Source organism: Streptomyces malaysiense, from assembly GCF_000980885.2.
Classification (GTDB): domain Bacteria; phylum Actinomycetota; class Actinomycetes; order Streptomycetales; family Streptomycetaceae; genus Streptomyces; species Streptomyces malaysiense.
The window spans coordinates 92550-113841 of record NZ_LBDA02000007.1; the positions used below are offsets into that span (position 1 = coordinate 92550).

General features: G+C 71.7%; 19 protein-coding genes. 2 read left to right on the top strand and 17 right to left on the bottom strand.

The window, feature by feature from the left end; genetic code table 11:
* The first annotated feature begins 222 nt into the window (after positions 1–222).
* Complete coding sequence (locus VT52_RS04085) at positions 223–771, top strand: hypothetical protein (RefSeq protein ID WP_046423716.1); 549 nt, start codon at positions 223–225, stop codon at positions 769–771.
* Between the two features lie 340 nt (positions 772–1111).
* Here VT52_RS04085 and VT52_RS04090 read toward each other — a convergent pair whose 3' ends face one another.
* The 14 genes from VT52_RS04090 to pyrR form a co-directional block, all read right to left on the bottom strand.
* Positions 1112–3277 carry a primosomal protein N' gene (locus tag VT52_RS04090; protein ID WP_046423715.1) on the bottom strand — a complete coding sequence of 722 codons (2166 nt, stop codon included), beginning with the start codon at positions 3275–3277 and terminating at the stop codon, positions 1112–1114.
* A gap of 367 nt (positions 3278–3644) precedes the next feature.
* Complete coding sequence (gene metK / locus VT52_RS04095) at positions 3645–4853, bottom strand: methionine adenosyltransferase (protein WP_037650999.1); 1209 nt, start codon at positions 4851–4853, stop codon at positions 3645–3647.
* A 248-nt stretch (positions 4854–5101) separates the two neighbouring features.
* Complete coding sequence (gene coaBC, locus VT52_RS04100) at positions 5102–6307, bottom strand: bifunctional phosphopantothenoylcysteine decarboxylase/phosphopantothenate--cysteine ligase CoaBC (RefSeq protein WP_240509636.1); 1206 nt, start codon at positions 6305–6307, stop codon at positions 5102–5104.
* Between the two features lie 144 nt (positions 6308–6451).
* The gene (rpoZ, locus tag VT52_RS04105) at positions 6452–6724 is read right to left on the bottom strand and encodes a DNA-directed RNA polymerase subunit omega (protein WP_005319902.1); all 273 of its coding nucleotides are present in this window, start codon (positions 6722–6724) and stop codon (positions 6452–6454) included.
* A 53-nt stretch (positions 6725–6777) separates the two neighbouring features.
* Complete coding sequence (gmk, locus tag VT52_RS04110) at positions 6778–7371, bottom strand: guanylate kinase (protein ID WP_046423710.1); 594 nt, start codon at positions 7369–7371, stop codon at positions 6778–6780.
* Between the two features lie 61 nt (positions 7372–7432).
* Entirely contained in the window at positions 7433–7756 is a 324-nt protein-coding gene (locus VT52_RS04115) for an integration host factor (RefSeq protein WP_037651003.1), read from the bottom strand.
* Between the two features lie 269 nt (positions 7757–8025).
* The gene (gene pyrF / locus VT52_RS04120; RefSeq protein ID WP_046423707.1) at positions 8026–8871 is read right to left on the bottom strand and encodes an orotidine-5'-phosphate decarboxylase; all 846 of its coding nucleotides are present in this window, start codon (positions 8869–8871) and stop codon (positions 8026–8028) included.
* A complete protein-coding gene (locus tag VT52_RS04125) occupies positions 8868–9974 on the bottom strand; it encodes a quinone-dependent dihydroorotate dehydrogenase (RefSeq protein WP_046423705.1) in 1107 nt (368 codons plus the stop codon). Before VT52_RS04125 ends, pyrF begins: the two co-directional genes overlap by 4 nt.
* Before the next feature lie 87 nt (positions 9975–10061).
* The gene (gene carB / locus VT52_RS04130; RefSeq protein WP_046423703.1) at positions 10062–13370 is read right to left on the bottom strand and encodes a carbamoyl-phosphate synthase large subunit; all 3309 of its coding nucleotides are present in this window, start codon (positions 13368–13370) and stop codon (positions 10062–10064) included.
* Positions 13363–14505 (bottom strand): glutamine-hydrolyzing carbamoyl-phosphate synthase small subunit, encoded by a 1143-nt coding sequence (gene carA / locus VT52_RS04135; protein ID WP_046423701.1) that lies wholly within the window; start codon positions 14503–14505, stop codon positions 13363–13365. The genes carB and carA overlap by 8 nt, the downstream gene beginning before the upstream one ends.
* Positions 14502–15062, bottom strand: a complete 561-nt coding sequence (locus VT52_RS04140) for a PH-like domain-containing protein (protein WP_046423699.1) — start codon at positions 15060–15062, stop codon at positions 14502–14504. The genes carA and VT52_RS04140 overlap by 4 nt, the downstream gene beginning before the upstream one ends.
* On the bottom strand, positions 15059–16372 hold the full coding sequence (locus VT52_RS04145; RefSeq protein WP_046423742.1) for a dihydroorotase: 1314 nt from the start codon (positions 16370–16372) through the stop codon (positions 15059–15061). Before VT52_RS04145 ends, VT52_RS04140 begins: the two co-directional genes overlap by 4 nt.
* A gap of 5 nt (positions 16373–16377) precedes the next feature.
* The gene (locus VT52_RS04150; RefSeq protein ID WP_046423697.1) at positions 16378–17355 is read right to left on the bottom strand and encodes an aspartate carbamoyltransferase catalytic subunit; all 978 of its coding nucleotides are present in this window, start codon (positions 17353–17355) and stop codon (positions 16378–16380) included.
* 89 nt (positions 17356–17444) lie between these two features.
* Positions 17445–18017: a bifunctional pyr operon transcriptional regulator/uracil phosphoribosyltransferase PyrR gene (gene pyrR, locus VT52_RS04155; RefSeq protein WP_046423696.1), complete on the bottom strand. Its 573-nt coding sequence runs from the start codon at positions 18015–18017 to the stop codon at positions 17445–17447.
* 254 nt (positions 18018–18271) lie between these two features.
* Between pyrR and bldD the strand changes: the two genes are divergently transcribed.
* Positions 18272–18775, top strand: coding sequence for a transcriptional regulator BldD (bldD, locus tag VT52_RS04160; RefSeq protein ID WP_014671524.1), 504 nt, complete (start codon positions 18272–18274; stop codon positions 18773–18775).
* Between the two features lie 199 nt (positions 18776–18974).
* Here bldD and nusB read toward each other — a convergent pair whose 3' ends face one another.
* From nusB to VT52_RS04175, 3 genes are read right to left on the bottom strand one after another with little or no spacing between them, the layout of a single operon-like run.
* Entirely contained in the window at positions 18975–19403 is a 429-nt protein-coding gene (gene nusB / locus VT52_RS04165) for a transcription antitermination factor NusB (RefSeq protein WP_046423695.1), read from the bottom strand.
* A gap of 2 nt (positions 19404–19405) precedes the next feature.
* Positions 19406–19972 carry an elongation factor P gene (gene efp, locus VT52_RS04170; protein ID WP_046423694.1) on the bottom strand — a complete coding sequence of 189 codons (567 nt, stop codon included), beginning with the start codon at positions 19970–19972 and terminating at the stop codon, positions 19406–19408.
* Between the two features lie 44 nt (positions 19973–20016).
* Entirely contained in the window at positions 20017–21123 is a 1107-nt protein-coding gene (locus VT52_RS04175) for an aminopeptidase P family protein (RefSeq protein WP_046423693.1), read from the bottom strand.
* Between the last annotated feature and the right edge of the window lie 169 nt (positions 21124–21292).

Genomic DNA, 21292 nt, shown 5'->3' on the forward strand with positions numbered 1-21292 from the left:
GGAACCGGGACCGCGCGGAGCACCGGGGCGATCGACCCACCCGACGCGCGGGCCGACCGGAATCGGGGGCGGCGCGCGGATGGACCGACGGCGTACGCATATGCCCGTACGCCCCCACCCCGTGACCAGCGGAGCGCATACGCGTTGGTCAAGAAAGAGTTGACCACATAGGGCCGCTTAGGCCGCCCGATCCCTTTCAACGCCGGTTCGAGAGGCTTGTTCATGGCCGACCACGCAACCCACGACGCCCAGGCTCGGGCCAGCCTGCACTTGCTGGTGCGGGACATCGAGCGGGTCCGCCGGCAGGTGGACGCACTGCGCACGCTCACCGCCCAGTTGGGCAACGTCTACCGCCCGCGCCGCACCGGCCCGTCCACGGGCTTCGTCGTCTACGGACGCGCCCCCGCCCCGACGGTCCGCCTCGCCCAGGAACTGCGGGACAGCGTCGAGACCCTGGTCACGGCCGCCGTGGACTTCGACCGCTCACTCGGCTTCTCCTGGGACGCGGTGGGCTCGGCGCTCGGCGTCACCAAGCAGGCGGTGCACCGCCGTTACGGCGCCCGTCGTGCCGCGGCCCAGGCGGCCGCCGAGGCCGAGCGTGCCCCGGAGCCGTCCGGCACCCGCACGCTCAATGTGAACGCCGGGCTGCCCACGATGCCGGTACCGACGGTCCCCGCCGCACGCTCCATGCCCACCCAGCCGACCGCGGGCAGCCCCACGCTCCGGGAGGACACCCGCCCGACGGCATTCCCCGGCCCGCGCAACGGCTGACCGCGCCCGCCCTCCCGGGACCCCCGGGCACGCCTCCGGGAGGGCCCAGGAAGGGCTCGGGAAGGCCGCCACCTCGGTCAGGCCCCTGGGCCGGACCTCGGGGCCAAGGCCCAGGGCCGGGCCCAGGACCAGGACTCAGCAGGACCGGGCCTCGGGTCCAGGACCGGGCCTCAGCGGGAGTCCCAGCGGCAGGCCCAAGGACGGTGCCCGGGAACGGGTCCACAGGTCCCTGGAACGGGCCCCACGGCCAGGCCGCCGGGAAACCCCGGGACGGGGCCCGGAGTTCACAGGCCCTCTCCCCCGGGCTCCCGCACCCTGCCGGGCCCCAGGTGTCCGGCGCTCACCCGATGTCCGGCGGATCGATCCGCACCCGCACCCGCGCCGCCTCCCCGCTCCCCCGTGCCATCCGCGCCGCCTGCGCGGTCTTCAGGGCGGATGCCAGTGCCGAGCCGCTGCCCGGAGGGACCCGTACGAGAGCCCGCTCCCAGTGCTCACCGGGCGGCGGCGACCCGGGCCTTCGGGGCCCGCCGGGCGCGGCGGACGGCACCGGCACCGGCCCCAGCACCTCGGCGTCCGACGGCAGTCGGACCGCGGCGAGGAACTCCGCGACAGCCTCCGCCGTCCCGGACACCGCAGCCATCCGGGACACCGGCGGAAAGCCCAGCTCGGCCCGCTCGGACAGTTCCCGAAGCGCGTGTCCCACGGGGTCCCAGCGCACCAGTGCCTGGACGGGCCGCAGGGTCGGCTCGGCCACCACGACCACCGTGCCGCCCTCGCCCTGCGGCCGGACCAGCGCCCCCGCCGCGATCCACCGGCGCAGCGCGTCCTCACCGGCCCGCAGATCGGGTCGTACGAGCATGGCCCAGCCGTCCAGCAGCAGCGCCGCCGCGTAGCCGCCCTCGGCGACCGGTTCGGCGCCCGGGGTGCTCACCACCAGGGCGGGCGTGTCCGGCACGGTGTCCAGTACGTGTTCACGCCCCGAGGTGCGTACCGGTACGGCGGGAAAGGCCCGGCCCAGTTCCTCGGCGGTGCGCCGGGCGCCGACCACCTGGGCGCGCAGCCGGAAGCCGCCGCACTCGGGGCAGTGCCAGCCGCCCTCCGCACGCCCGCACCAGCCGCAGCGCGGCAGGCCCGCTTCCTGGCCCTGGAGCGGCCCGGAGCAGTGCGGGCAGCGCGCCGGCGCCCGGCACCGGTCGCAGGCCATACGCGGGGCGTACCCGCGGCGCGGCACCTGGACCAGCACCGGTCCGTGCCGCAGCCCCTCGCGGGCCGTCTGCCAGGCGAGGGTGGGCAGCCGGGCGGCGCGGGCGGCCTCGTCGCGGGCGAGATCCTCGTCCCCGACGGTGCGGACGAGGGGCGCGGACCGCCGTATCTGCTCCCGTCCGGCGATCAGGGGGCGCGCCCAGCCGCTCTCGACCAGTTGGGCCGCCTCGACGGTGCAGGCGAAGCCGCCCAGCAGGAAGGCGCACCTGTCGAGGGTGGCGCGCAGCAGCAGGACGTCGCGCGCGTGCGGCTGGGGGGCGTGCTGTTCACTGTGGCTGTCGTCGCCGTCGTCCCAGATCGCGACGAGCCCGAGGTTCCGTACGGGCGCGAACATGGCGGCCCGGGTGCCGACGACCGCGCGCACGGATCCGCGCCGTACCGCGAGCCACTGCGCGTACCGCTTCTCGGGCCCGGCGTCGGCGGTGAGCAGGGCGTGGTGGCCCTTGCCGAGCAGGTCGGTCAGGGCGGCGTCGACGCGGGCGGCGGCCCGTCCGTCGGGTACGACGACGAGCGCGCCGCGCCCCGAGGCGAGCGTGGCGGCGACGGCGCGGGCCAGTTCCTCGCTCCACCGCGGTCCCGGCAACGCGTGCCACACGGCCCGGGGGGCGCCGCCGTCGGCCAGTGTCCGCAGGAAGGCGCCGCCCTGTTCGTACCGCGTCCAGGAGCCGGGGTCGGGTGCCTCGGGGGACGGCAGGGCCGCGGGCGAGGGCCGCCGTTCGGCGCGGGCGCTGCGGGGCGGTACGGCGAGCTGGAGGACGTCGGCGAGGCTGCCCGCGTACCGGTCGGCGACGGCGCGGGCGAGGCGGAGCAGTTCCTCGTCGAGCACGGGCTCGGGGGACACCACCTGGGCGAGCGCGGCGAGGGGGCCGGAGTAGTCGGACTCGGCCAGCCGCTCGATCAGGAAGCCGTCGATGAGGCCCCCGCCCTCGCGGCGGCCCTCGCGCACCCGGTGCCGTCCGGCGCCGAAGCGCACCCGCACCCGTACGCCGGGCTGTGCCTGTTCGTCCAGTTCGGCGGGGACCGCGTAGTCGAAGTAGCGGTCGAGGTGGAGCACGCCCTTGTCGACCAGCACCCGGGCGACCGGCAGCCGCTCCGCGAGCGCGGCGCCCCGCCAGGTCCGCGGTTTGGCCCGGGGCGTCCCGGCCTTGCGCACGCTCTCCCGGATGAGCGCAAGCTGCTCCGGCGGCGCCCCTTCGGCCCCGCCTCCCCCGTCCGCCCGGGGCCCCCCGTTCTCGCTGCTCACGCTTGCATTCTTACCAAACCCGACTGACAACGCCCCGGGGTGCCGGGCCGGCCCTCGATCGTCCCGGTCGCGATTCGGACCCGCGAGGGCTGACGCCCGGAAGGAGCCGTGACCCGCTCACCCCGTGAGCGCCCGGCGGCCTCACCGTGGACACCCCTTGTCCGCGCCCACCGCTGAATCCGGTACCGGCCCGCGAGGACGAGGCGCGGTACGGCTTCCTCCCGGGCAGGAGCTTCGGGTCAGGGTCCTGGAGACCGACCGCGCGCGGCGCCGGGTCCGGCTGGGGCTCGCGCACCGAACCCCGCCCGGAGAACACCGAGGCCCGGCTCCCCCGAAGGGGAGCCGGGCCTCGTCACGCGGTGCGGGATCAGACGCCCGCGGCCTTGCGCAGGGCGTCCACGCGGTCCGTACGCTCCCAGGTGAAGTCGGGGAGCTCGCGGCCGAAGTGGCCGTACGCGGCGGTCTGGGCGTAGATCGGGCGGAGCAGGTCGAGGTCGCGGATGATCGCGGCCGGACGCAGGTCGAAGACCTCGTCGATCGCCTTCTCGATCCGGTCGGTGTCGACCTTGTGCGTGCCGAAGGTCTCCACGAACAGACCCACCGGCTCGGCCTTGCCGATCGCGTACGCCACCTGCACCTCGCAGCGCGAGGCGAGGCCCGCGGCCACGACGTTCTTGGCGACCCAGCGCATCGCGTACGCGGCCGAGCGGTCCACCTTGGACGGGTCCTTGCCGGAGAACGCGCCGCCACCGTGGCGGGCCATGCCGCCGTACGTGTCGATGATGATCTTGCGGCCGGTCAGGCCCGCGTCACCCATCGGGCCACCGATCTCGAACCGGCCCGTCGGGTTGACCAGCAGACGGTAGTTCTCGGTGTCCAGCTTGATGCCGTCCTCCAGCAGGGCCTTCAGCTCCGGCTCCACCACGAACTCGCGGATGTCGGGGGCCAGCAGCGACTCGAGGTCGATGTCGGAGGCGTGCTGCGAGGAGACGACGACCGTGTCGAGGCGGACGGCCTTGTCGCCGTCGTACTCGATGGTGACCTGCGTCTTGCCGTCGGGGCGCAGGTAGGGGATGGTGCCGTTCTTGCGGACGTCCGACAGCCGCTTCGACAGGCGGTGCGCCAGGAAGACCGGAAGCGGCATCAGGGTCGGCGTCTCGTCGGACGCGTAACCGAACATCAGGCCCTGGTCGCCCGCGCCCTGCTTGTCCAGCTCGTCCTCGTCGCCCTCGACGCGGGACTCGTACGCGGTGTCGACGCCCTGCGCGATGTCCGGGGACTGGGCGCCGATGGACACCGACACGCCGCAGGAGGCGCCGTCGAAGCCCTTCTTCGAGGAGTCGTAGCCGATCTCCAGGATCTTGCCGCGGACCAGGGTGGCGATGTCCGCGTACGCCTTGGTGGTCACCTCGCCGGCCACGTGCACCAGGCCGGTGGTGATGAGCGTCTCCACGGCGACCCGCGAGGACGGGTCCTCGCGCAGAAGCGCGTCGAGAATGGTGTCGCTGATCTGGTCAGCGATCTTGTCGGGGTGACCCTCGGTCACGGACTCCGAGGTGAACAGGCGACGGGACACAACGCTCCCTGTGGTTGCAGCGGCTGCTGGCTGATCATTTGCAGTCGACGCGGGGCTGCGCCCGGTCGACCTTCGACAGTTTATCGGTCGCGCTCGGCCGATGGGCCACTGTCTCGCCTCTCGGGAGCGCTGTGACCTGCGGCACGGGCATTGTGCACAATGCCCGACGACCTTGGCCAGGGTAGCGGTACCCGACTTGAGCATGGCCTGAATCCGTCCCCGGATTCGCCCGGCCGGCCGCGCCGGGGTCAGCCGAGGCGGTCCACGACGAGGTCCCAGACGACGTCGGCGAGGGCCTCCTTGGGCCCGTGCGGCACGGGGTTCTCGCTGCCGTCGGCGCCCAGTACGACGGCTTCGTTCTCCTCGGATCCGAAGGTCTTGCGCTCCCCCACCTCGTTGACGACGAGCAGGTCGCAGCCCTTGCGGGCGAGCTTGGCGCGGCCGTTGGCGAGGACGTCGTCGGTCTCGGCGGCGAAGCCCACGATCACCTGTCCGGCCCTGGCCCGTTCGGCGGAGACCTCGGCGAGGATGTCCGGGTTCCGCACCAGGACGACGGGCTCGGGCTCCTGGCCGTCCTTTTTCTTGATCTTGCCGGTGGCGTAGGCGGCGGGGCGGAAGTCGGCGACGGCCGCGGCCATGACGACGGCGTCCGCGTCCGCCGCGGCCTTCAGCACGGCCTCGCGCAGCTGGACGGCGGTGCCGACCCGTACGAGGTCCACGCCCGCGGGGTCGGGCAGGTGGGTGTTGGCCGCGATCAGCGTCACCCGGGCGCCGCGGGCGGCGGCGGTGCGGGCGAGGGCGTAGCCCTGCTTGCCCGAGGAGCGGTTGCCGAGGAAGCGCACCGGGTCCAGGGGCTCGCGGGTGCCGCCCGCGGAGACCACGACATGGCGGCCGCGCAGATCGGGCTCCCGGACGCCGCGGGCGAGGACCCGGCGGCAGACCTCGAAGATCTCGCCCGGGTCGGGCAGCCGGCCCTTGCCGGTGTCGACGCCGGTGAGGCGGCCGACGGCCGGCTCGACGACGACGGCGCCGCGGCGGCGCAGCGTGGCCACGTTCTCCTGGGTGGCGGGGTGCTCCCACATCTCGGTGTGCATGGCAGGGGCGAAGACCACGGGGCAGCGGGCCGTCAGGAGGGTGTTGGTGAGCAGGTCGTCGGCGAGTCCGTGGGCGGCCTTGGCGAGCATGTCGGCGGTGGCGGGGGCGACCACGACGAGGTCGGCGTGCTGGCCGATGCGGACGTGCGGGACCTCGTGCACGGAGTCCCAGACCTCGGTGGCGACGGGGTTGCCGGACAGGGCGGAGAAGGTGGCGGCGCCGACGAAGCGCAGCGCGGAAGCGGTCGGCACCACGCGCACGTCGTGGCCCGACTCGGTGAACCTTCTCAGCAGCTCACAGGCCTTGTAGGCGGCGATGCCACCGCTGACCCCCAGTACCACCCTCGGCTTGTCCACCATGTCTCCTCGGTCCGGAAAACCTGCAACACCCATGACACACCACAGGCCCGGCAGCATGGCTGCCGGGCCTGTGGATAAAACCATCTGCGGTCTGAACGTACTACCGGGCGAGCCCTCGAATCACTGGGCGAGCCCCGGAAGTACTTACTGCGCGGGGCCCTCGATGGCCTCGGAGGTCAGCAGACCGGCGTTGATCTCGCGCAGGGCGATCGAGAGCGGCTTCTCGTGCACGTGGGTGTCGACGAGCGGACCCACGTACTCGAGGAGGCCCTCGCCGAGCTGCGAGTAGTACGCGTTGATCTGGCGAGCACGCTTGGCCGCGTAGATCACGAGGCTGTACTTCGAGTCGGTTGCCTCGAGGAGCTCGTCGATCGGCGGGTTGATGATGCCCTCGGGCGCGGTGATGGAAGAGGACACGCTCTACCTTCCGATGGATGGAAAAGAATCAATGATCGTGATCAGAGTCACGATTACACAACGTCCATCAAGGCTAGCAGCTCGCGGGCCACGTCCTCGACGGAGGTGTTGACCAGGGTCTCGTCGAACTCCGGCTCGGCCGCCAGTTCGGTCCTGGCCGCCGCCAGGCGGCGCTCGATGACCTCGGGCGACTCGGTGCCCCGGCCGGTCAGCCTGCGCACCAGTTCCTCCCAGGAGGGCGGAGCCAGGAACACCAGCCGTGCCTCGGACATGGACTCACGGACCTGACGGGCGCCCTGGAGGTCGATCTCCAGCAGGACGGGCTCCCCCTTCTCCAGCCGCTCCAGGACGGCGGCGCGGGGCGTGCCGTACCGGTTGCCGGCGAATTCGGCCCACTCCAGCAGTTCGCCGTTGGCGATCAGCTTGTCCATCTCGTCGTCGGTGACGAAGAAGTAGTGGACTCCGTGCTGCTCACCGGGGCGCGGCTTGCGGGTCGTCGCCGACACCGAGAGCCAGACCTCGGGGTGTTCCTTGCGCATATGGGCGACGACCGTGCTCTTGCCGACCCCCGAGGGGCCGGAGAGCACGGTCAGCCGCGGACGTACGTCCGGGGGCTCGGGGGTCGTCCCCCGGAATGTTGCAGCCATGCAGCGATTATTCCAGCAATCCCGGGGTGCCCGGGACTCCCGGTCCGGCGCGGGGCCGGACTCAGGCGCCGGTGCTGCCGAACTCACGCTCCAGGGAAGCGATCTGGTTGGAGCCGAGACCCCGCACACGGCGGCTCTCGGAGATGCCCAGACGCTCCATGATCTGCTTGGCGCGGACCTTGCCCACGCCCGGCATGGACTCGAGCAGCGCGGAGACCTTCATCTTGCCGATGACGTCGTTCTCCTGACCCTGCTTGATCACCTCGTGCAGGGAGGCGCCGGAGTGCTTGAGTCGATTCTTGACCTCGGCCCGCTCCCGGCGAGCCGCGGCGGCCTTTTCGAGCGCGGCTGCGCGCTGTTCAGGGGTAAGGGGCGGAAGAGCCACGCCTACGTCACCTCGGATGTCGAACTGTCGGATACGGACCGGTGAGGAACCTAGTCGCCCCACACCTGGGGAGCCACGAGCAACACGCTTGCCCGTTCACCCTCGCTCGGAGACTAGCGGCCAAGTCCGCCAGAGTCAGCGAGAACAGCGGAAAAGTCCTGGTCAGCCTCCGTCAGGCCGGACATTTCAGACATACTGCCCTTGATTTGAGGATGTATTCACACTCAAGCCGACTCCGGTCCGCCCGACCGAGCACCCGAAGGCGTGCCTCAGGCTCCGTCGACGGCCGCCCGGATCTCCTCGGCGAAGCGTTCGGCCGCCGCGCGCAGCGCCCCGGCGTCGGGTCCGTGCCGCAGCACGCCCCGGCTGACGTTCGGCACGACATTGCGTACGGCCGCCCCGAAGACCCCCGGGAGGTCGGCCGGGGTCGCGCCCTGGGCGCCGATGCCGGGCGCGAGGAGCGGGCCGTTGATGTCCAGGTCGTAGGCGGACAGGTCGCCGAGCGTGGCGCCGACGACCGCGCCGAAGGAGCCCAGCGGCTCCGCTCCCGCGTTCTCGGCCGCCAGGTGGGCCAGCATGGTCGCGCCCACGCCCCGGCCGTCGGCGCGCACCGCGTGCTGCACCTCGCCGCCCTCCGGGTTGGAGGTCAGCGCCAGCACGAACAGCCCGGCGCCGTTCTCCCTGGCCAGCTCCACGGCCGGTCTCAGCGAGCCGTAGCCGAGGTACGGCGAGACGGTCAGCGCGTCGGAGAACAGCGGGGCGTCCCTGTGCAGGAACGCCTCGGCGTACGCGGCCATGGTCGAGCCGATGTCACCGCGCTTGGCGTCCATCACGACCAGGGCGCCGGCCTCGCGCGCCTCCTGGACCGACTTCTCCAGGACGGCGACGCCGCGCGAGCCGAACCGCTCGAAGAACGCGCTCTGCGGCTTGAGCACGGCCACCCGGTCGGCCATGGCCGCCACGACGGTACGGCTGAACCGCTCCAGTCCGGCCACGTCGTCGTCCAGGCCCCACGCGGCGAGCAGGGAGGCGTGCGGGTCGATGCCGACGCACAGCGGGCCGCGCTCGTCCATGGCGCGGCGCAGCCGGGCGCCGAAGGGCTCCAGCGAAGTCATGCGGGCTTCCTCACATCGGCGCCGACCGCGTCGGCGAGGGTGGCGTACGGGCTGGTGCGCAGGCGGGCGGCGAGGCCCTTGTGGATCGCGCGGCACCAGAAGGGGCCCTCGTAGACGAAGGCGCTGTAGCCCTGGACCAGCGTGGCGCCGGCCAGGATGCGCTGCCAGGCGTCCTCGGCGGTCTCGACGCCACCGACGCCCACCAGGGTGATCCGGTCGCCCACACGCGCGTACAGGCGGCGCAGGACCTCCAGGGAGCGCGCCTTGAGGGGCGCGCCGGACAGGCCGCCGGTCTCCCCGGTCAGCGCGGCGGGGGACCTCAGGCCGAGGCCCTCGCGGGCGATGGTGGTGTTGGTGGCGATGATGCCGTCCAGGCCCAGCTCCACGGCCAGGTCGGCGACGGCGTCGACGTCCTCGTCGGCGAGGTCCGGGGCGATCTTCACCAGGAGCGGGACCCGGCGGTTGGCGACCGTGCGGTCGGCGGCCTCGCGGACGGCGGTCAGCAGCGGGCGCAGGTGGTCGACGGCCTGGAGGTCGCGCAGGCCGGGCGTGTTCGGCGAGGAGACGTTGACGACCAGGTAGTCGGCGTACGGCGCGAGGCGCTCGGCGGACTTCACGTAGTCGGCGACGGCATCCGCCTCCGGGACGACCTTGGTCTTGCCGATGTTGACGCCGACGACCGTCCTGAAGACGGGCTCACGGGTGGCCAGGCGGGCCGCCACGGCCAGCGAGCCGTCGTTGTTGAAGCCCATGCGGTTGATCAGCGCGCGGTCCGCGACGAGGCGGAACAGGCGCTTCTTGGGGTTTCCGGGCTGCGGCTCGCCGGTGACCGTGCCGATCTCGACGTGGTCGAAGCCCAGCATCGACATCCCGTCGATCGCCACGGCGTTCTTGTCGAAACCGGCCGCGAGGCCGAACGGGCCGTGCATCCGCAGTCCGAGCGCCTCGGTGCGCAGCTCCTTGTGGCGGGGCGCGAGGGCGGCCGCGACGAAGGTGCGCAGCACCGGGACGCGCACGGCGAGCCGGATCCAGCGGAAGGCGAGGTGGTGGGCCTTCTCGGGGTCCATCCGTTTGAAGACCAGACGGAAGAACAGCTTGTACATCGTGGGGAAGTCCTCTGGGGTCCTCATGAGCACCGGGGGGTCCTCATGAAGAGGGGGACACCGTTTCCGGTGTCCCCCTCGGGGCTGCTAGTCGCGGGCGGCGGTCAGATGCCGTGCGTGTTCCTGGAGCGAGCGGACGCCCACGTCGCCGTGGTTGAGGGCGTCGATGCCCTGGACGGCCGCGGCGAGCGCCTGCACGGTCGTCAGGCAGGGCACGGAGCGGGCGACGGCGGCGGTGCGGATGTCGTAGCCGTCGAGGCGGCCGCCGGTGCCGTACGGCGTGTTGACGATGAGGTCGACCTCGCCGTCGTGGATGAGCTGGACGATGGTCCGCTCACCGTTCGGGCCGGTGCCCTCGGACTGCTTGCGCACCACGGTGGCGTTGATGCCGTTGCGCTTGAGGACCTCGGCGGTGCCGGAGGTGGCCATCAGCTCGAAGCCGTGGGCGACCAGCTCGCGGGCCGGGAAGATCATCGAACGCTTGTCGCGGTTGGCGACCGAGATGAACGCGCGGCCCTTGGTGGGCAGCGGCCCGTAGGCGCCCGCCTGCGACTTGGCGTAGGCCGTGCCGAAGACCGAGTCGATGCCCATGACCTCGCCGGTGGAGCGCATCTCCGGGCCGAGGACGGTGTCCACACCACGGCCCTGGATGTCGCGGAAGCGCGACCAGGGCATCACGGCCTCCTTGACGGAGATCGGCGCGTCCAGCGGCAGCTCGCCGCCGTCGCCCTGCTTCGGCAGCAGCCCCTCGGCGCGCAGCTCGGCGACGGTCGCGCCGAGCGAGATCCGGGCGGCGGCCTTGGCGAGCGGCACCGCCGTCGCCTTCGAGGTGAAGGGGACAGTACGGGAGGCGCGCGGGTTGGCCTCCAGGACGTAGAGGATGTCGCCGGCCATCGCGAACTGGATGTTGATCAGACCGCGCACGCCGACGCCCTTGGCGATGGCCTCGGTGGAGGCGCGCAGCCGCTTGATGTCGAAGCCGCCGAGGGTGATCGGGGGCAGGGCGCACGCCGAGTCGCCGGAATGGATGCCGGCTTCCTCGATGTGCTCCATGACACCGCCGAGGTACAGCTCCTCGCCGTCGTAGAGCGCGTCGACGTCGATCTCGATGGCGTCGTCCAGGAAGCGGTCGACCAGGACCGGGCGGGACGGGCTGATCTCGGTGGACTCGGCGATGTAGGCGGCGAGGCGGGTCTCGTCGTAGACGATCTCCATGCCGCGCCCGCCGAGCACGTACGAGGGCCGGACCAGGACCGGGTAGCCGATCTCGTCGGCGATGGCCTTGGCCTCGCCGAAGGTGGTGGCGGTGCCGTGCTTGGGGGCGGGCAGGCCGGCCTCCGCGAGGACGCGGCCGAAGGCGCCGCGGTCCTCGGCGGCGTGGATGGCCTCCGGGGAGGTGCCCACGACCGGCACGCCGTTGTCCTTGAGGGCCTGCGAGAGGCCGAGCGGGGTCTGGCCGCCGAGCTGGACGATGACACCGGCGACCGGGCCCGCCTCCTGCTCGGCGTGCACGATCTCCAGGACGTCCTCCAGGGTGAGCGGCTCGAAGTACAGCCGGTCGGAGGTGTCGTAGTCGGTGGAGACGGTCTCCGGGTTGCAGTTGACCATCACGGTCTCGTACCCGGCGTCGGACAGCGCGAAGGAGGCGTGGACGCAGGAGTAGTCGAACTCGATGCCCTGGCCGATGCGGTTGGGGCCGGAGCCGAGGATGATGACGGCCGGCTTCTCGCGCGGGGCGACCTCCGACTCCTCGTCGTAGGCGGAGTAGAAGTACGGCGTCCGGGCGGCGAACTCGGCGGCGCAGGTGTCGACCGTCTTGTAGACCGGGCGGATGCCGAGCGCGTGCCGGACCTCGCGGACGACGTCCTCGCGCAGGCCGCGGATCTCGGCGATCTGCTGGTCGGAGAAGCCGTGCCGCTTGGCCTCGGCGAGCAGTTCGCCGGTCAGCTCGGCGGCCTCGGCCAGCTCGTCCGCGATCTCCTTGATGAGGAAGAGCTGGTCCACGAACCAGGGGTCGATCTTCGTGTACTCGAAGACCTCCTCCGGGGTGGCACCGGCGCGCATGGCCTGCATGACGGTGTTGATCCGGCCGTCGGTGGGCCGCACCGCCTCGCGCAGCAGGGCCTCCTTGTCGCCGGGCTCGCCGACGAAGGTGAACTGGCTGCCCTTCTTCTCCAGCGAGCGCAGCGCCTTCTGGAAGGCCTCGGGGAAGTTGCGGCCGATGGCCATGGCCTCGCCGACCGACTTCATGGTGGTGGTCAGCGTGGAGTCGGCCTGCGGGAACTTCTCGAACGCGAACCGGGGCGCCTTGACGACCACGTAGTCGAGCGTGGGCTCGAAGGAGGCCGGCGTCTCCTGGGTGATGTCGTTCGGGATCTCGTCCAGGGTGTAGCCGACAGCCAGCTTGGCAGCGATCTTCGCGATCGGGAAGCCGGTCGCCTTGGAGGCGAGGGCCGAGGAGCGCGACACGCGCGGGTTCATCTCGATGACGATCACGCGGCCGTCCGCGGGGTCGACCGCGAACTGGATGTTGCAGCCGCCGGTGTCGACGCCGACCTCGCGGATCACGGCGATGCCGATGTCGCGCAGGATCTGGTACTCGCGGTCGGTGAGCGTCATCGCGGGCGCGACGGTGATGGAGTCACCGGTGTGCACGCCCATGGGGTCGAAGTTCTCGATGGAGCAGACGACCACGACGTTGTCGTTCTTGTCGCGCATCAGCTCCAGCTCGTACTCCTTCCAGCCGAGGATGGACTCCTCCAGGAGCACCTCGGTGGTCGGCGAGAGGGTGAGGCCCTGGCCGGCGATGCGGCGCAGCTCCTCCTCGTCGTGCGCGAAGCCGGAGCCGGCGCCGCCCATGGTGAAGGAGGGGCGTACGACGACCGGGTAGCCGCCCAGCGTCTCGACGCCCTTGAGGACGTCGTCCATGGTGTGGCAGATCACCGAGCGGGCGGACTCGCCGTGCCCGGTCTTGCGGCGGACCTCCTCCACGACGTCCTTGAAGAGGTCGCGGTCCTCGCCCTTGTGGATGGCCTCGGGCTTGGCGCCGATCAGTTCGACGCCGTACTTGGTCAGGACGCCGTTCTCGTGCAGCGAGATGGCGGTGTTCAGGGCCGTCTGGCCGCCCAGGGTGGGCAGCAGGGCGTCGGGGCGCTCCTTGGCGATGATCTTCTCGACGAACTCGGGGGTGATCGGCTCGACGTACGTGGCGTCGGCGACCTCCGGGTCGGTCATGATCGTCGCCGGGTTGGAGTTGACGAGGATGACGCGCAGGCCCTCGGCCTTGAGCACGCGGCATGCCTGGGTGCCGGAGTAGTCGAACTCGGCGGCCTGGCCGATGACGATCGGGCCGGAGCCGATGACCAGGACGGACTGGATATCGGTGCGCTTAGGCACGCTGGCCCTCCATCAGGGAAACGAAGCGGTCGAACAGGTAGGCGGCGTCGTGCGGGCCGGCCGCCGCTTCGGGGTGGTACTGGACGGAGAAGGCGGGCTGGTCGAGCAGCTGGAGCCCCTCCACGACGTCGTCGTTCAGACAGACGTGGGACACCTCGGCACGGCCGAACTCGGTGTCGCTGACCCGGTCGAGGGGCGCGTCGACGGCGAAGCCGTGGTTGTGCGCGGTGACCTCGACCTTGCCGGTCGTACGGTCCTGGACCGGCTGGTTGATGCCCCGGTGGCCGTACTTCAGCTTGTAGGTGCCGAAGCCGAGGGCGCGGCCGAGGATCTGGTTGCCGAAGCAGATGCCGAACAGCGGCGTCCTGCGCTCCAGGACGGCGGTCATCAGGGCGACCGGGCCGTCCGCGGTGGCGGGGTCGCCGGGGCCGTTGGAGAAGAACACGCCGTCGGGGCCGACGGCGTAGATGTCCTCGGCGGTGGCGGTGGCGGGCAGGACGTGCACCTCGATGCCGCGCTCGGCCATCCGGTGCGGGGTCATGCCCTTGATGCCGAGGTCGACGGCGGCGACGGTGAACCTCTTCTCGCCGACCGCGGGGACGACGTACGCCTCCTTGGTGGCGACCTCCTCGTAGAGGCTCGCGCCCTTCATGTGCGGCTGGGCCTGCACGCGGGCCAGCAGCTCCGGCTCGGCGGCGATCGCCTCGCCGGAGAAGACGCCGGCGCGCATGGAGCCGCGCTCGCGCAGATGGCGGGTGAGGGCGCGGGTGTCGATGCCGGAGATGCCGACGACGCCCTGGCGCTCCAGCTCGTCGTCCAGGGAGCGCTTGGCACGCCAGTTGGACGGCACGCGCGCGGGGTCGCGGACCACGTAGCCGGAGACCCAGATGCGGCCCGACTCGTCGTCCTCGTCGTTCCAGCCCGTGTTGCCGATCTGCGGGGCGGTGGCGACGACGATCTGGCGGTCGTACGACGGGTCGGTGAGGGTCTCCTGGTAGCCGGTCATGCCGGTGGAGAACACGGCCTCGCCGAAGGTCTCCCCCACGGCCCCGTAGGCGCGGCCGCGGAAGATGCGGCCGTCCTCCAGGACGAGTACGGCGGGAGTCTTCGCGGCTCCCCTGGTGGAGGTCGTCATCGTGCGCCTTCCGTGTCGTTGATCATGTGGTTGAGCGTGTCGACCCATTCGGGGTGCTCGGCCGCGTGGTCGGAGCGGAAGCCGGAGTCGATCAGTTTGTCGCCGTGCGCCCAGGTCACCACCAGCAGTCCGCCCTCGGTGAGGACCTTGCCGGCGATGCCCTTGTCGAGCCGGGCCTCGCGCAGGGCGGTGGCGGGGATGAAGAAGTCGTCGGCGCCGGGGCGTTCGACCTCCAGGCCCGCGTCGGTGAGGGTGAGCCGGGCCAGGCTCCGGGTGCCCAGGCCGTGGGCCACGATGCGGTCCAGCCACTGCCCTGCGGTGGTGGAGCCGTGGTAGCGGCCGCTCATGGCCAGTCTCACCGGGCCGGGGTCCTCGGGCACGCCGGGCAGCTCCGGGATGTCGCTCTGGAGCGTGGCGCGCCATTTCCAGCCCTCGCGCATCAGCCAGTAGACGAGCGCGATGAAGAGCAGGAGTCCGACGAGCCAGCCGATGCGCGCCGGCCAGTCGGTGACCGGGGCCGACTTCTCCGCCTCGGCCAGCAGGATTACAGGTGTCACGTGAGCTTCCCGTCGACGAGCGTGGCCTTGCCCCGCAACCACGTGTGCGTCACACGGCCCGGCAGCTCGCGCCCCTGGTAGGGGGTGTTGCGGCTGCGCGAGGCGAAGCCCGCGGGGTCCACCTGGCCACGGTATGCCGTGTCGACCAGGATGAGGTTGGCAGGCTCACCGGCCGAGACGGGACGGCCGTGTCCGGCGGCCTGTCCGATCCGCGCGGGCTTGGCGGACATCCGGTCGGCGACGCCGGCCCAGTCCAGCAGACCCGTGTCGACCATGGTCTCCTGCACCACCGACAGCGCGGTCTCCAGACCCACCATGCCCATGGCGGCCGCGGCCCACTCGCAGTCCTTGTCCTCGTGCGGGTGCGGGGCGTGGTCGGTGGCGACGATGTCGATCGTGCCGTCGGCGAGGGCCTCGCGCAGCGCCATGACGTCGCGCTCGGTGCGCAGCGGCGGGTTGACCTTGTAGACGGGGTTGTAGGTGCGCACCAGCTCGTCGGTGAGCAGCAGGTGGTGCGGGGTGACCTCGGCGGTGACCTGGATGCCGCGGGACTTGGCCCAGCGGACGATCTCGACGGAGCCGGCGGTCGACAGGTGGCAGATGTGGACGCGGGAGCCGACGTGCTCGGCGAGCAGGACGTCGCGGGCGATGATCGACTCCTCGGCGACGGCGGGCCAGCCGCCCAGGCCGAGTTCGGCGGAGACGACGCCCTCGTTCATCTGGGCGCCCTCGGTCAGCCGCGGCTCCTGGGCGTGCTGGGCGACGACGCCGCCGAACGCCTTCACGTACTCCAGGGCACGGCGCATGATCACCGCGTCGTCCACGCACTTGCCGTCGTCGGAGAAGACGGTGACCCCGGCGGCGGACTCGTGCATGGCGCCGAGCTCGGCGAGCTTCCTGCCCTCCAGGCCGACGGTGACGGCGCCGATGGGCTGGACGTCGCAGTAGCCGTGCTCCTTGCCGAGCCGCCAGACCTGCTCGACGACGCCCGCGGTGTCGGCGACGGGGAAGGTGTTGGCCATGGCGAACACGGCCGTGTAGCCGCCGGTGGCGGCCGCGCGGGTGCCGGTGAGGACGGTCTCGGAGTCCTCGCGGCCGGGCTCGCGCAGGTGCGTGTGCAGGTCGACCAGGCCCGGCAGCAGGACCTTGCCCTCGGCCTCGATCACCTCGACGTCCTCGGCGCTGACGCCGGTGGCGCTCCAGTCGATCCCGCCCTGCCGGGCGGTGGCGGCGATGGTCTCGCCGTCGATCAGCACGTCCTGCTGCTCGCCGCCGAGCACCTTCGCACCGTGGATCAGGATCTTGCTCATGTCGGTCACTTCTCCTCAGTGCGGATGGGGGCGGCGGCGGGCTCGTTGCCGCCGAGCAGCAGGTACAGGACGGCCATGCGGATGGACACGCCGTTGGCGACCTGCTCGACGACGGTGCAGCGGTCGGAGTCGGCGACCTCGGCGGTGATCTCCATGCCGCGCACCATGGGGCCGGGGTGCATCACGATGGCGTGCTCGGGCAGCCTGGCCATGCGCTCGCCGTCGAGGCCGTAGCGCCGGGAGTACTCGCGCTCGGTCGGGAAGAAGGCGGCGTTCATCCGCTCCCGCTGCACGCGCAGCATCATCACCGCGTCGCACTTGGGCAGCGTGCTGTCGAGGTCGTACGACACCTCGCAGGGCCAGGACTCGACGCCGACCGGGATCAGGGTGGGCGGGGCGACCAGGGTGACCTCGGCGCCGAGGGTGTGCAGCAGGTCGACGTTGGAGCGGGCGACCCGGCTGTGCAGGACGTCGCCGACCAGGGTGACGCGCTTGCCGGCCAGGTCCCGGCCGAGGCCGGCGTCGCGGCCGACCAGGCGGCGGCGCATGGTGAAGGCGTCCAGCAGGGCCTGGGTGGGGTGCTGGTGGGTGCCGTCGCCCGCGTTGATCACGGCGGCGTCGATCCAGCCGGAGGTGGCCAGGCGGTAGGGCGCGCCGGAGGCGCCGTGCCGGATGACGACGGCGTCGACGCCCATCGCCTCCAGGGTCTGGGCGGTGTCCTTCAGGGACTCGCCCTTGGAGACGCTCGATCCCTTGGCGGAGAAGTTGATGACGTCCGCGGACAGGCGCTTCTCGGCGGCCTCGAAGGAGATCCGGGTACGCGTGGAGTCCTCGAAGAAGAGGTTCACGACGGTACGGCCGCGCAGGGTCGGCAGTTTCTTGATCGGCCGGTCGGCGACCCGGGCCATCTCCTCGGCGGTGTCGAGGATCAGGACGGCGTCGTCGCGGGTGAGGTCGGCGGCCGAGATGAGATGACGCTGCATCTGTCAGGCTCCGTAGGGCAGTTCGGGAGGATTGAGGCAAACCCGGGCGCGGGTGGGTACGCCGGAGCGACCCTGGTGCGCCCGGCTTGCTACTGGTCGGCCGGCTTCACACCGAGCAGCACGGTGTCGCGACCGTCCTCCTCGGCGAGCTGGACCTTGACCGTCTCCCGCAGCGACGTGGGGAGGTTCTTGCCGACGTAGTCGGCGCGGATCGGCAGTTCCCGGTGGCCGCGGTCGACGAGGACCGCGAGCTGGACCGCGCGCGGGCGCCCGAGGTCGTTCAGGGCGTCGAGGGCGGCGCGGATGGTACGGCCGGAGAAGAGCACGTCGTCCACGAGGACGACCAGCTTGCCGTCGAGGCCGTCACCGGGGATCTCGGTGCGGGCCAGCGCACGCGGCGGATGCATGCGCAGGTCGTCGCGGTACATGGTGATGTCGAGGGAGCCGACCGGGATGGCGCGGTCGGTGATCTGCTCGAGCTTGGCGGCCAGCCGCTGGGCGAGGAAGACGCCCCGGGTGGGAATGCCGAGGAGAACCACGTCGTCGGCGCCCTTGGCGCGCTCGACGATCTCGTGGGCGATACGGGTCAGTACCCGTGCGATGTCGGGGCCCTCCAGAACGGGCCGGGCATCGCTTGCCGACAGATGGGCGTGCGTGTCCATAGAAAACGGACCTCCTTCTCCGCCTCACGGGACGGACCTTAAAGGACGTCGGAATTGCGCCATCCACGGTAGCAGGTCGCAGGGACCGCTCTGGTTCACCCCCTTGGCCCAACGCGCCATGACTACCACGGAAGCGTCGGGGTGGCCCATTCGGCTTGACGCAGAAGAATCACGCTGCGTAACCTCACAGTGAGTTACCAAAACGCGCGGCGGGAAGACAGCCGGCCGCGTCGACACAGTGTCCGGGGAGCTATATGTCCAGCGAATACGCCAAACAGCTCGGGGCCAAGCTCCGGGCCATCCGCACCCAGCAGGGCCTTTCCCTCCACGGTGTCGAGGAGAAGTCCCAGGGTCGCTGGAAGGCCGTGGTGGTGGGTTCGTACGAGCGCGGCGACCGTGCCGTGACCGTGCAGCGCCTTGCCGAGCTGGCCGATTTCTATGGCGTCCCGGTGCAGGAGCTCCTGCCGGGCACCACGCCCGGCGGTGCCGCCGAGCCGCCGCCGAAGCTGGTCCTCGACCTGGAGCGGCTGGCCACGGTGCCGGCCGAGAAGGCGGGCCCCCTGCAGCGCTACGCGGCGACCATCCAGTCCCAGCGCGGCGACTACAACGGCAAGGTGCTCTCCATCCGCCAGGACGACCTGCGCACACTCGCCGTCATCTACGACCAGTCCCCCTCCGTCCTCACCGAGCAGCTGATCAGCTGGGGCGTCCTGGACGCGGACGCCCGCCGCGCGGTGGCCACGCACGAAGAGGCGTGACGGCGTAGGGCTCAGCGCGAAAGCGAGCAGAAACGTGTCGCCGGGGTGGCCCGAACCAGACGGTTCGGGCCACCCCGGCGGCGTTTCCGTAAGACTGCCCCGGCCGGCGTCCCGGCGCGGGCCGGGGCACCCACGCCGAAGGGGCGCGAGGCCCTGTCCGAGGACAGGTGCCCGGCGCCCCTCCAGGCGGTCTTTCCGGTCAGGCCCGGCGGAGCGACGGCTTCAGCTCCTTGAGCCGCCCCAGCAGGCCGTTGACGAACGAGGGCGACTCATCCGTCGAGAACTCCTTCGCCAGCTGCACCATCTCGTCCAGCACGACGGCGTCCGGGGTCTCGTCCACCCAGATCAGCTCGTACGCGCCCAGCCGCAGGATGTTGCGGTCCACGACCGGCATCCGGTCGAGCGTCCACCCGACCGCGTACTGGGCGATCAGCTCGTCGATGCGCCGGGCGTGCTCGGCGTACCCCTCGACCAGCTGCATCGTGTACTCGCTGACCGGCGGCTGCCGGGTGTCGGACCGGGAGAGCCGGACCCAGTCGGCGAGGACCGTCAGGACGTCGGCGCCGCGCTGGTCGCCCTCGAAGAGGATCTGGAAGGCGCGCTTGCGGGCCGTGTTGCGGGCAGCCACGGTTAGCTGTTCACCCGGCCGAGGTAGTCGCTCGTACGGGTGTCGACCTTGATCTTCTCACCGGTGGTGATGAAGAGCGGAACCTGGATCTGGTGACCGGTCTCCAGGACGGCGGGCTTGGTGCCACCGGTGGAGCGGTCGCCCTGGACGCCCGGCTCGGTCTCCTGGATGACCAGCTCGACGGCGGCGGGCAGCTCCACGAAGAGCACCTCGCCCTCGTGCTGGGCCACGGTGGCGGTGAAGCCCTCGATGAGGAAGTTGGCGGCGTCGCCGACGGCCTTGCGGTCGACCATCAGCTGGTCGTAGGTCTCCATGTCCATGAAGACGAAGTAGTCGCCGTCCATGTACGAGAACTGCATGTCGCGCTTGTCGACAGTGGCGGTCTCGACCTTGACACCGGCGTTGAAGGTCTTGTCGACGACCTTGCCGGAGAGCACGTTCTTGAGCTTGGTGCGCACGAAGGCCGGGCCCTTGCCGGGCTTGACGTGCTGGAACTCGACGACGGACCAGAGCTGGCCGCCTTCGAGCTTGAGCACCAGGCCGTTCTTGAGGTCGTTCGTGGAAGCCACGGTTGCGGAATCTCCTGGACTGACGTACGACCCCGGGTCACGCGCTACAGCGCGAGCAGCTCCTTGGTCGTGATGGTGAGTAGCTCGGGTCCGCCGTCCGCCTCGGGGCGCACGACGAGCGTGTCATCGATCCGGACACCGCCCCGGCCCGGGAGGTGGACCCCCGGTTCGACGGTGACCGGCACGCAAGCGTCCAGTTTACCCATGGCCGCGGGGGCCAGCTGCGGGTCCTCGTCGATTTCGAGTCCGACACCGTGACCGGTGAGCGGCGGAAGGGCCTCCGCATAGCCCGCGGAGTCCAGCACATGGCGAGCCGCGCGGTCCACGTCGCGGTAGGCGGCGCCGGGGGCGAGCGCCTCGCGACCGGCGCGCTGGGCGGAGAAGACCAGGTCGTACAGCTGGATCTGCCAGTCCGCCGGCGAGGTGCCGATGACGAACGTACGGCCGATCTCGCAGCGGTAGCCGCGGTAGGTCGCTCCGAGGCACACCGAGAGGAAGTCGCCCTCCTCCACTCGCCGGTCGGTGGGCCGGTGGCCGCGGCGGCCGGAGTTCGGGCCGGTGGCGACGGAGGTGGGGAAGGCCGGGCCGTCGGCGCCGTGGTCGACCAGGCGGCGCTCCAGCTCCAGGGCAAGGTGCCGCTCGGTGCGGCCGACAAGGATGGACTCCAGCAGCTCACCGAGGGCCTGGTCGGCGATCTCGGCGCCGATCCGCAGGCAGGAGATCTCCTCCTCGTCCTTGACGATCCTGAGCTGCTCCACGGCGCATCCGACGTCCGCGAGGCGCAGGGCCGGGGCGGCGGCGGCGATGGCCCGGTGCCGGGCGACCGTCAGATGGTGTTCCTCGACGGCGAGGGAGTCCGCGCCCTGGCCCCGGGCGAGGCCGGCGGCGGTCACGGCGGTGTCGCCGTCCCGCGCGGGCAGGATTTGCACCCGCAGGGAGTCGTCCGGGCGGCCCTCGAAGGGACGGTCGTCGGGCGGGACCGCGCACACCAGGAGGTCCTCGCGGCTGCCGAGGAGCAGCACGGCGCCGTGCGGGGCGGCGGCCGCGAGGTAGCGCACGTTGGCGGGGCGGGTGACGAGCGCTGCCGCGGTGCCGGCCGCGTTGAAGTGGTCCCGGAGGCGGGATCGGCGGTTCGCGTACACCTCTGACATGAGATGAGCGTAGGAGTTTTATGCGGTTTGTGCCGATTCAGGGGGGCCGAGTGGGGTTCGCGGAGGCGTTCCGCTCCGCGGCCGGGTGCGGGCGGGGCGTGATCGAGTACACCCGCGCGGCGAAACCGCGTACGACACGGCCCCGCGCCCCTCGAAACGGGCCGGCTCC